The sequence below is a fragment of the Streptomyces sp. NPDC001848 genome, from assembly GCF_042891915.1.
GTDB lineage: Bacteria > Actinomycetota > Actinomycetes > Streptomycetales > Streptomycetaceae > Streptomyces.
Window position 1 is genome coordinate 406,263 of the sequence record NZ_JBIATP010000007.1, and the last position, 9,795, is coordinate 416,057.

The following is a 9,795-nucleotide window of genomic DNA, read 5'->3' on the forward strand; positions in this document are numbered from 1 at the left end:
CGTGCCTCAGCCGAGGGCCTGCTTCAGGTCCTCCAGGAGGTCCTCGACGTTCTCGATGCCCACGGAGAGACGGACCAGGTCGGCGGGGACCTCGAGGGCCGAGCCGGCCGCGGACGCGTGCGTCATGCGACCCGGGTGCTCGATCAGGGACTCGACACCGCCCAGCGACTCGCCGAGCGTGAACACCTGCGCGCGGTTGCAGACCTCGACGGCCGCCTCCTCGCCGCCCCCCACCCGGAAGGACACCATGCCGCCGAACGCCTTCATCTGCTTCGCGGCGACCTCGTGACCGGGGTGCTCCGGCAGGCCCGGGTACAGGACGCGCGTCACGCGCGGGTGCCGGCTGAGCATGTCGGCGACCTTGGTGGCGTTCTCGCTGTGCCGGTCCATGCGCACGGCCAGCGTCTTCGTGCCGCGCAACACCAGCCAGGAGTCGAACGGCCCGGCGACGGCGCCCATCGCGTTCTGGTGGTACGCCAGCTGCTCGCCCAGCTCCTGGTCGTTCACGATCAGCGCCCCGCCCACGACGTCGGAGTGGCCGCCCATGTACTTGGTCAGGGAGTGCACCACGACGTCCGCGCCGAGCGCGAGCGGCTGCTGGAGATAGGGGGTGGCGAACGTGTTGTCGACGACGAGCCGGGCGCCCGCGTCACGGGCGATCTGAGCGACGGCGGCGATGTCCGTGATGCCGAGCAGCGGGTTGGAGGGGGTCTCCACCCACACGGCCTTCGTCCTCGGGGTGAGGGCGGCCCGCACGGCGGCCGGGTCGCTGGTGTCGGCCACCGACCATTCCACGCCCCACCGCGAGACGACCTTGGCGAACAGGCGGAACGTACCGCCGTAGGCGTCGTTCGGGATCACCACGTGGTCGCCGGGGACGAGCAGCGTACGCAGCAGGCAGTCCTCGGCCGCCAGTCCGGACGCGAACGCGAGGCCTCGCCGGCCGCCCTCCAGGGCGGCGAGGTTCTCCTCCAGGGCGGTGCGGGTGGGGTTGGCGCTGCGGCTGTACTCGTAGCCGCCGCGCAGCCCGCCGACGCCGTCCTGCTTGTAGGTGGAGACCTGGTAGATCGGCGGGACGACCGCGCCCGTGAGGGGGTCGGCGGTGTTCCCCGCGTGGATCGCGAGGGTCTCGAAGTGCTGACTGATGTGCCTGTCGCTCATGGGATCCGAGGGTAGTGCGCCCGGAACCGGGACGACGGATCGCAGGGCCGGGCGCCCCGGACCAGGGCGGCCGCAGCCGGGGGCGGCGCCGCATCAGCCGGGAATGGCGCCGCCTCAGCCGGGGACAGGGCCGGTCGGCGCGGGGACAGGGCCGCCGCAGCCGGGCACCGATCCGGGCGGCGCGGGGACAGGGCCGCCGCAGCCGGGCACCGATCCGGGCGGCGCGGGGACAGGCCCGCCGCAGCCGGGCACCGATCCGGGCGGCGCGGGGACAGGCCCGCCGCAGCCGGGCACCGATCCGGTCGGCGCGGGGACAGGCCCGCCGCAGCCGGGCACGAGCCGGTCGGCGCGGGGACAGGCCCGCCGCAGCCGGGCACCGATCCGGGCGGCGCGGGGACAGGGCCGCCGCAGCCGGGCACGAGCCGGTCGGCGCGGGGACAGGCCCGCCGCAGCCGGGCACCGATCCGGGCGGCGGCGGGTTTTCCACAGGCGCGGCGACCAGGATGGCCAAGTGTCGGACCGGTCTGGTTCGCTTGGGCCATGGTGATTCTCTGGGTCCTGATGGCACTGGCCCTGTTCAGCGTGGTCCTGCTCCCCGTCCGCATGCGCAGGCGCGCGGGCATCCAGCAGGTCTCGCCGGGCGACCCGGACGCCGCGGACCCGGCGAACTACGGGTTCCTGCGCCAGGAGGAGCTGGACGTCCGTATGCCCGGCCCCGACCAGGACCTGCTGGACGTCCTGGACGTGGTGCAGCGCACGCAGGACTACAAGGCGGCCGCTCAGCTCCTGGCCGGCACGGAGGCGGAGGGCGAGACACGCTGGCAGCGCGTGCAGGCCTTCGCGGGCGCAGCGTCCCTGGAGCTGCAGCAGCGGCCCGGCGGGGTGAGCGAGACGCCGGGCGGGCAGTGGCTGCGGGTGTGGCGGGCCGAGAATCCGAAGGACGCCGGGGGCGCGGCCGTGCACGCGGAGTTCCTGGTGCAGCAGGCCTGGCGCACGTCGACGCCGGGGACGGAGGAGTTCCGGATCATCATGGAGGAGGCCCGGTCGGCGTGCGGGGAAGCCGCGCTGCTGGCCCCCGGCGACCCGGTCCCCTACATCGTCGAACTCTCCGTGGCCCGCGGCCTCGCCTACCCGCAGCCGGAGTTCGAGCAGCTGTGGCTGAAGATCCTGGACCGGGCACCTACGCACATGGGTGCGCACCTGGCGGCGCTGCACTACTGGTGCGAGAAGTGGCACGGCTCGCGGGAGCTGGCGTACTCCTTCGCGGAGGCGGCCGCGGCCCGCGCCCCGCAGGGCTCGCTTCTCGCGGCCATGCCCCTCTTCGCGGTCTTCGAGCACCTCCCCGAGGTGAACCTGGTCAGCAGCTTCTACCGGAGCGAGGTCGTGACGAAGGCCATCCACGGCGCGCTGCACGCGGTGCACTCGGCCCGACCGGACGACCCGATGCTGGCGCACGTTCGCCATCTGCTGGTGTTCTTCCTGGTCCGCAGCGAGCGCTGGGCGGAGGCGATGGCCCAGCTCGTCCACGTCGACGGCCACGTGGGGGCGCTGCCCTGGACCCTGACCTCCGACCCGGCGGCGGACTACGCGGTGTACCGGGCGCTCGCGGTGGCGGGGTACGAGGCGAACGGGGGGAGCCCGGCGACGCTGCCACGCTGAGCAGGCCGCGGCGGGGACGGAACCGGCGAGCGGGCGAGTGAACTTTCGGACGGTCACCCGGCGGAGGGCGTTCCCGGAAGTGGCTCACCCGCACGCCTCACGCACCGTGAAATCCTATTCACACACATAAGGTTGCACGGATATCGGGAATTATTGCGGCCAGGTACTGTCATCAGACTGACGAAACGATTCTCCGTCGATTTATTCCCCCAAATGCCGGATACCTGGGCGCCCCGTTGCGCTCGTTAGGTGATCGTGACTTGGAACGAACCGGAAGATCAGATCCCCATCGGAAGCGGCGCCGGCTGGCACGAATCGGCGGGCGGTGACGTGCGCCTCAAGGGCTGCTCGGACCTTCTTGAAGATTTCCTCAAGAAGATCAGCGACATGGAGAGCGAATACCTGCGCGCTCTGGACGGAGCATCCTGAAGCAGAGCTCGGAGGAGCTTCGAGAATGGACAGGCTTCAAGGCGAGCCAAGCCTCTACGACATTCAGTTCGCCCTGAGATCCGATCATGATGTGCTGGGCCAGCACTCTTATCATGTCGATCCCCTCGAGACGCATCCCGTCTGGAGCGCCCCGGGCCCGGACATCGCGCCGAACGGCTGGGATCCCGACGAAGAGCTGGCCCAGATGCTCTCCACCGTGTCCGCCGTGGACCCCGCTCCCCCCTCGCTGGACGGGCAGCACCGCCACCGGGTCGACCGGCGGCGCCCCCGGCCCGCCTCCCACATCCTCGACGGCGGTCAGCGACTCAGCCCCGTCACGCTCCTGGTCGCCACGATCGCCGCGTGCGCGGTGGCCATGCTGGGCTGGTCCACCGCCTACTCCTACAACCAGCTGCGCGAGATCGCCGCCACGGTCCTGCCCGCACCACTCGCCCAGTGGTGGCCGCTGACCGTGTACGGACCGTGGTTCGTGGCGGCGCTGTCCATCCTGCGGGCGGCCTTCCAGCACCGCACCGCCCGGCGGTCCTGGTGCGTCATCCTGATCGCCTCCGCGACGGCAGTGGCCCTGTGCATCAGCCACTCCTCGCACTCGGTGCTCTCGATGGTGATCGTCGGCATTCCGCCGATCACCGCCCTGGTGTGCTTCCGGGAGCTCGTCGGCCAGGTGTCGTGCAAGTACCGCCCCCGGCACGCCGCCCCCGGCAAGGAGCCGACCGGCGGCTGACCCACCGGGTACCGGGGCCTCGGCGGGACGGAGATCCCCGCTGCCCCCGTAGTTCACCCTGTCGAGCACACGGATCGGCACCCGCCCCGAGTGAGCGGGTGCCGATCCGTCGGCGTGTTGTCACCCGGCCATGGACGGGGCGTACGGCGACAGGGCCGGAGCGAGCTGCACTCCGGGGGCCAGGCCGAGGGCCACCAGGGCGTCGGGCAGGCCGCGTCCGACACGGGTGGCCTCCAGCGTTCCGGGGGCGGCCAGTTGGCGGCAGCTCCCGGCGATGATCTCGAACAGGTGCTGCACCCGGCCGGGGCCGCGCGGCAGCAACTGGCCATGGAAGTCCTCATGATGGGCGAGAACGAGGGCGGCCAGGCCGGCGACATGGGCCGAGGCCGTGCCGGTGCCGTCCAGAGCCGTGTATCCACCGCGGGGGGCGCACGACAGGACCGCCACGCCGGGGGCAGCCGCGTCCAAGCCGGGGCCGTAGCAGCTGAACGGTGCGGCGAACAGTCCCTCTGGCGTCAACTGCGGGCCGACATGGGTCGATTGTGAGGTGTCCTGCGGGTAGGAGCCGAAGACTCCGAGCGCACCGACGGTGAACACGGTGGGCAGCGAGCCCGGGAAGCCGACCGGCCCGCCGGTGTCGCCCGCGGGAGCGACGCAGGCGATGCCCGCCGCGTAGGCGTCGGCGAGTTTGCGGGAGACCAGCGCCGAAGGGTACGGCGTGGCCACCGCGAGATGCGCCACGTCGACCTCGCGCTCGATGCAGTGGTCCAGAGCGGCGATCAGGTCGCTGAAGTGCCCGTCGGGCAGCACCTGGCAGACCTCGATCTCGGCGTCGACGGCGATGCCGATGATCCCCTTGCCCGTGTCCGCGCCGGCGATGATGCCCGCCGCATGGGTGCCGGTGCCCAGTGTGTCGTGGGCCCAGCCGCTGTCGGTGCCGTGCACGAGATCGACTCCGGAGCGCACGCGTTGCCGCAGATCGGGGTGGTCTGCGCTGACGCCCGAGCCGATGACCGCGACCCGCACGCCAAAGGCGCGGAACGTGGGCGGCAGCCGGTCCAGCCGCATGGCCTGCTGCCCCCAGCCGTACTGCTGACGCTGCTCGAGCTCCGGGTACACCTGGGCCAGCGGGGTGAGAGTGACCAGGTTCTCCTGCGTCGCCGACAGGTCGGGCCGGTGGATCCAGCGGTCGGCGTAACCGCCCGCGGGACGGACGTAGAGGGACTGGACGGTCTCCGCGGTCTCCGTCGCCAGGATCAGGGTGACGGTCCCGTCGGCGGCGGTGACGCCCTGGCTCGGCCAGGTCGCCCCGATCAGGAAAACCCCCGCGCCCGCCAGCGGTTCGCCGTCCGGGCCGCACACCCGCAGCGAGATCTCCGCGGGCTCCTCCAGCGGCATGACCAGCCCCGGGTCGCGCAGCGGCAGCACGCCCGCGGTCGGTGCGGCGGCGGGTACGGTCCCGGCCAGCGGCAGATCCGGTTCGATGTGCACATGCAGCGACTGCATGGCCGGTACCTGGGTCTCGGCCGCCTCGACGACCGCGATCTCCGGGCACGAGGGCTGCATCCCGGCCCTGTTCAGCTTCTCCGACGGCCGGAGTCGGCGGATCACGGTGACCTCGGGCAGATGATCCAGCCGGTCGCACACCGTGTCCATGCCGACTTCGGAGACTCCCGGTGGGAGAAGACTCTGCGGCAGCGGCGTCACCATGTACCGCGCCCGGCGCGGCTGCACCGTGATCGGTGACGGCGCGCCCTTCCTTTGGGGCCCGGCTTTGCTCTCGGGTCCCGGCCCGCCGACCACGCCGCCCTCGGACCCGCTCTCGCGGTTGTTTCCGGGTCTTTCCTTGACCATTGCGTCCACCTTCACCACGCCTACGTTGTTCCTGTGCTCTTGATCCGGTGACGGGCGGCCGGCGCTTCCAAGGTGATGCGGTGTGCCCGGGAGCCACTCCTGGGCACACCGCATCACGGGGTCACGCGCCGGCGGACGTCAGCCGATACCGAAAGGCGTCGGGCCGAAGCCGGGGCCGGGGGGAGGAGGAGGCGTCGGGCCGAAGCCGAGGCCGGGCGGCGGGTACTGCTGGCCGAAGGGCTGACCCGGGGCGCCGCCGGGGCCCCACTGCTGGCCCTGCTGGCCCTGCTGCAGCAGGGTCACGATCGCGATCGGCAGCGCCTGCTGCACGGACTGCTCCACCGCGCTGCGGGCGCCCTGACGCAGCGCGTGGTGCAGTGCTACGGCCAGGTAGGGGTGTGCGTGGTGGGCCATGCCCTGCTGCTGCAGCTGCTGCTGGACCTGCTGGATCTGCTGCAGCGTCTGCTGCATGCGCTGCGCGATCTGCTGGCTCGCCTGCTGACAGGCCTGCTGAATCGTGTGCTGGACGATCTGCGCGATCGGCTGCTGCATCTGAGCGCCGAACTGCTGGCCGAACTGCTGGCCGAGCTGCTGCAGGGGCTGGGGACCAGTCATCACCGACATGAATGCTCCGTTCGATGGCACCAGGGTTGAAAGCCGACATAGAGAACCTATGCGGGCTTTGTCGGAAGATTCCGACGCCCTGAAGCTAAGGTGGCGCACTCACGATCGCAATCCGATGACCATCTCAACCGACCGTGCGGCGGAACCGGTTTGGCGGCGCGCTCGGTGCGCGCCACGCCCGGCGGCCCAAGGCTGGAGCGGCCGGAACCGGGGTCCGGCCCCGGCCGTGCGATCGCACCTCCAACCGGATGAACCTCAGTCCCCGCCGCTGCCGTACGGCCTGGTCAGGATCTCCATGTTGTGGCCGTTCGGGTCGTCGAAGTACGCGCCCCGGCCGCCGTCGTTGTGGTTGATCTCGCCGGGGCGGCGGTGGTACGGGTCCGCCCAGTAGTCCAGGCCCCTGTCCCTGATACGGCGGAAGATCACGTCGAAGTCGTCCTCGGAGACCAGGAACGCGTAGTGCTGCGGGGTGATCGAGCCGGTGGTCTCCATGTAGTCGAGCGTCACGCCGTTGGGGATCTCCACCGGGGTGAACGGGCCGAACGGCGGCGCCACCTCGAGCCCCAGCAGATCGGCGAGGAATCGGGCTGATGCTTCCTTGTCGTGTGCGGCGACGATCGTGTGGTTGAGCTCCACGGACATGGTCGGGCCTCCTGTCCCCCGGTTGGCGTAACCACTCCCAGGCTAGACAGGGGGACGGCTCGACACATCGGTCTTGGGGCCCACGCCGCTCCGCCCTTGGACCGAGAACGCGCCGACCGACAACACACAAGCAACTGACAACACGCAAGCAACCGACAACGCGCAAGCAACCGACAACGCGCAAGCAACCGACAACGCGCAAGCAACCGACAACGCGCATGAGGCGGCCACGGGGGCCGCCTCATGCGCGTTGTCAGGGGGTTCTCAGAGTTGTCGGGGGATCATCAGATGGTCGCCGTGTCGATCACGAACCGGTACCGGACGTCGCTGCTCAGCACCCGCTCGTATGCCTCGTTGATCTCCGAGGCGCTGATCAGCTCGATCTCGGCGCCGATGCCGTGCTCCGCGCAGAAATCCAGCATCTCCTGGGTCTCGCGGATGCCGCCGATCATGGAGCCCGCGAGGGTCTTGCGGCCGCCGATCACCGAGAACAGGTTGAGGGAGATCGGCTCCTCGGGGGCGCCCACGTTCACCAGCGCACCGTCCGTCTTCAGCAGCGACAGGAGCGCACCGAAGTCCATGGGCGCCGAGACCGTCGAGACGATCAGGTCGAAGGTGCCCTGCAGCTCCTCGAAGGTCTTCGGGTCGCTGGTGGCGTAGTAATGGTCGGCGCCCAGCTTCAGCCCGTCGTCCTTCTTGCGCAGGGACTGCGAGAGCACGGTCACCTCGGCGCCCATCGCGTGAGCGATCTTGACGGCCATGTGGCCGAGGCCGCCGAGGCCGACGACCGCGACCTTCTTGCCGGGGCCCGCGTTCCAGTGGGCGAGCGGCGAGTACGTGGTGATGCCCGCGCACAGCAGCGGGGCGGCCACATCGAGGGAGAGGCCGTCCGGGATGCGTACGACGTAGTTCTCGTCCACGACGATCTTCTCGGAGTAGCCGCCGTAGGTGAGCTCGCCGTTCTTGTCGAGGGCGTTGTACGTCCCGACCATGCCCTTGAGGCAGTACTGCTCCTCGCCGCGCAGACAGTTCTCGCACTCGCGGCAGGAGTCGACCATGCAGCCGACGCCCACGCGGTCGCCGACCTTGAACTTGGTCACGCCGGGTCCGACCTCGGAGACCACGCCCGCGATCTCGTGGCCGGGAACCATCGGGAAGATCGCCTCGCCCCAGCCCTCGTGGACCTGGTGGATGTCCGAGTGGCAGATACCGGCGAACTTGATGTCGATCAGGACGTCGAACTCGCGGACCTCGCGGCGCTCGATGGTGGTGCGCTCGAGCGGGGCCTTCGCGGCGGGTGCGGCGTATGCGGCAACGGTGGTCATGCGGAGTTTCTCCTAGGGGATCGCGCGCCCGGCTGCCTTTCACCGGGCACGGCGTCCAGCCTGCCGGGCGGCGGCGGAGTCACCCAGACCACAGCTCTGCCTACGACCGGCCGTACTACTACTGGCGGGGTCAGGCTCCCGCTCGTACGACCATGAATACTGGACGTATGGATGAACAGCTCGACTCCGTGCCGGAGCCCGCCGCAGGAGCCGGTCAGGCCCTGGACCGGCGCGCCGAGCTCAGCGAGTTCCTGCGCACCCGCCGGGCCCGGCTCAAGCCGGAGGACGTGGGCCTGCCGGACTTCGGCCGTCACCGCAGGGTGCCGGGGCTCAGGCGCGAGGAGCTGGCGCAGCTGGCCGGCGTGTCCGTGGCGTACTACACGCGCCTGGAGCAGGGCAACGGACGGAACGTGTCCGCGGAGGTCCTCGACGCGATCGCCCGCGCGCTGCGGCTGTCCGACGCCGAGCACGCGCACCTGACGCATCTGGCGAAGCCGAAGGCGCACAAGAAGAAGCCGTCCGCCAGGACACAGCAGGTGCGGGCGCCGCTCAGGCAGCTGCTCGACTCCTTCGACGGGGTCCCGGCGTACATCGTGGGGCGGCGTGCGGACATCCTGGCGTGGAACCGGATGGCCGCGGCCGTCTTCGGGGACTGGGCTCAGCTGCCGCCGCAGGAGCGGAACTGGGCGCGGATGACGTTCCTCAAGCCCGAGTACCTGGACCTGTTCGTGGACTGGGAGCAGAAGGCCATCGACATCGTGTGCCAGCTGCGCTACGAGGCGGGGTGCCACCCGGACGATCCGCGGCTGTCGGCGCTGGTCGGGGAGCTGTCGGTGAAGAGCGAGGACTTCCGGCGGCTGTGGGCGACGCACGACGTCAAGGAGAAGAGCCACGGACTGAAGCGGTTGCGGCATCCACTCGTGGGCGACCTCGCACTCCAGTTCGAGTCGTTCCGGGTACCGGACGACGGTGAGCTGGCACTGGTGACGTACCACGCCGAGCCGGGCTCGGCATCGGCGGAGGCGCTGCGGCTACTGGCGAGCTGGGGCACGGACGCCACCCGCGCGGGCACGACCGCGCCCCACGCCTGACGAGCGCGGGCACAACCGCACCTCACGCCTGACGAGCGCGGCTCAACCACCTCGCACCCTCACCACCCGCGGGCACAACCGCGTGCCGCGTCAGACAGGCGCGGCTCAACCACCTCGCACCCTCACCACCCGCGGGCACGACCGCGTGCCGCGTCGGACGGGCACGGCCGAACAGCCCCGCACCCTCACCGCCCGCGGGCACAATCGCACCTCACGCCTGACGAGCGCGGCTCAACCGCCCCGCACCCTCACCACCCGCGGGCAC

Annotated in this window: 9 protein-coding genes; 4 read left to right on the plus strand and 5 right to left on the minus strand. The window is 70.9% G+C overall.

What is annotated here, in order from left to right; genetic code table 11:
- Nucleotides 1-6 precede the first annotated feature (6 nt).
- Nucleotides 7-1,161 (minus strand): cystathionine gamma-synthase, encoded by a 1,155-nt coding sequence (locus ACFYZJ_RS17320; RefSeq protein WP_388568510.1) that lies wholly within the window; start codon nucleotides 1,159-1,161, stop codon nucleotides 7-9.
- A gap of 540 nt (nucleotides 1,162-1,701) precedes the next feature.
- Here ACFYZJ_RS17320 and ACFYZJ_RS17325 point away from each other — a divergent pair.
- From ACFYZJ_RS17325 to ACFYZJ_RS17335, 3 genes are all read left to right on the plus strand, one after another.
- On the plus strand, nucleotides 1,702-2,820 hold the full coding sequence (locus ACFYZJ_RS17325) for a hypothetical protein (RefSeq protein WP_388568513.1): 1,119 nt from the start codon (nucleotides 1,702-1,704) through the stop codon (nucleotides 2,818-2,820).
- A 249-nt stretch (nucleotides 2,821-3,069) separates the two neighbouring features.
- Nucleotides 3,070-3,249 carry a hypothetical protein gene (locus ACFYZJ_RS17330; protein ID WP_388568515.1) on the plus strand — a complete coding sequence of 60 codons (180 nt, stop codon included), beginning with the start codon at nucleotides 3,070-3,072 and terminating at the stop codon, nucleotides 3,247-3,249.
- A gap of 25 nt (nucleotides 3,250-3,274) precedes the next feature.
- Nucleotides 3,275-3,994: a DUF2637 domain-containing protein gene (locus ACFYZJ_RS17335; protein WP_388568517.1), complete on the plus strand. Its 720-nt coding sequence runs from the start codon at nucleotides 3,275-3,277 to the stop codon at nucleotides 3,992-3,994.
- Between the two features lie 120 nt (nucleotides 3,995-4,114).
- Here the strand turns inward: ACFYZJ_RS17335 and ACFYZJ_RS17340 are convergent, their stop codons facing one another.
- From ACFYZJ_RS17340 to ACFYZJ_RS17355, 4 genes are all read right to left on the minus strand, one after another.
- The gene (locus ACFYZJ_RS17340; protein WP_388568519.1) at nucleotides 4,115-5,848 is read right to left on the minus strand and encodes a S8 family serine peptidase; all 1,734 of its coding nucleotides are present in this window, start codon (nucleotides 5,846-5,848) and stop codon (nucleotides 4,115-4,117) included.
- 138 nt (nucleotides 5,849-5,986) lie between these two features.
- The gene (locus ACFYZJ_RS17345) at nucleotides 5,987-6,472 is read right to left on the minus strand and encodes a hypothetical protein (RefSeq protein WP_388568522.1); all 486 of its coding nucleotides are present in this window, start codon (nucleotides 6,470-6,472) and stop codon (nucleotides 5,987-5,989) included.
- A gap of 255 nt (nucleotides 6,473-6,727) precedes the next feature.
- Nucleotides 6,728-7,114, minus strand: a complete 387-nt coding sequence (locus tag ACFYZJ_RS17350) for a VOC family protein (RefSeq protein WP_388568525.1) — start codon at nucleotides 7,112-7,114, stop codon at nucleotides 6,728-6,730.
- A 284-nt stretch (nucleotides 7,115-7,398) separates the two neighbouring features.
- Nucleotides 7,399-8,439, minus strand: coding sequence for an NAD(P)-dependent alcohol dehydrogenase (locus ACFYZJ_RS17355; RefSeq protein WP_388568528.1), 1,041 nt, complete (start codon nucleotides 8,437-8,439; stop codon nucleotides 7,399-7,401).
- A 167-nt stretch (nucleotides 8,440-8,606) separates the two neighbouring features.
- Here ACFYZJ_RS17355 and ACFYZJ_RS17360 point away from each other — a divergent pair, with 167 nt between their 5' ends.
- Nucleotides 8,607-9,530 (plus strand): helix-turn-helix domain-containing protein, encoded by a 924-nt coding sequence (locus tag ACFYZJ_RS17360; RefSeq protein ID WP_388568531.1) that lies wholly within the window; start codon nucleotides 8,607-8,609, stop codon nucleotides 9,528-9,530.
- The last annotated feature ends 265 nt before the right edge of the window (nucleotides 9,531-9,795 follow it).

Bases quoted from the DNA above. Each gene is read 5' to 3' on its own strand.
- ACFYZJ_RS17320 (WP_388568510.1), bottom strand. From the start codon at position 1,161: ATGAGCGACAGGCACATCAGTCAGCACTTCGAGACCCTCGCGATCCAC.
- ACFYZJ_RS17325 (WP_388568513.1), top strand. From the start codon at position 1,702: ATGGTGATTCTCTGGGTCCTGATGGCACTGGCCCTGTTCAGCGTGGTC.
- ACFYZJ_RS17335 (WP_388568517.1), top strand. From the start codon at position 3,275: ATGGACAGGCTTCAAGGCGAGCCAAGCCTCTACGACATTCAGTTCGCC.
- ACFYZJ_RS17340 (WP_388568519.1), bottom strand. From the start codon at position 5,848: ATGGTCAAGGAAAGACCCGGAAACAACCGCGAGAGCGGGTCCGAGGGC.
- ACFYZJ_RS17345 (WP_388568522.1), bottom strand. From the start codon at position 6,472: ATGTCGGTGATGACTGGTCCCCAGCCCCTGCAGCAGCTCGGCCAGCAG.
- ACFYZJ_RS17350 (WP_388568525.1), bottom strand. From the start codon at position 7,114: ATGTCCGTGGAGCTCAACCACACGATCGTCGCCGCACACGACAAGGAA.
- ACFYZJ_RS17355 (WP_388568528.1), bottom strand. From the start codon at position 8,439: ATGACCACCGTTGCCGCATACGCCGCACCCGCCGCGAAGGCCCCGCTC.
- ACFYZJ_RS17360 (WP_388568531.1), top strand. From the start codon at position 8,607: ATGGATGAACAGCTCGACTCCGTGCCGGAGCCCGCCGCAGGAGCCGGT.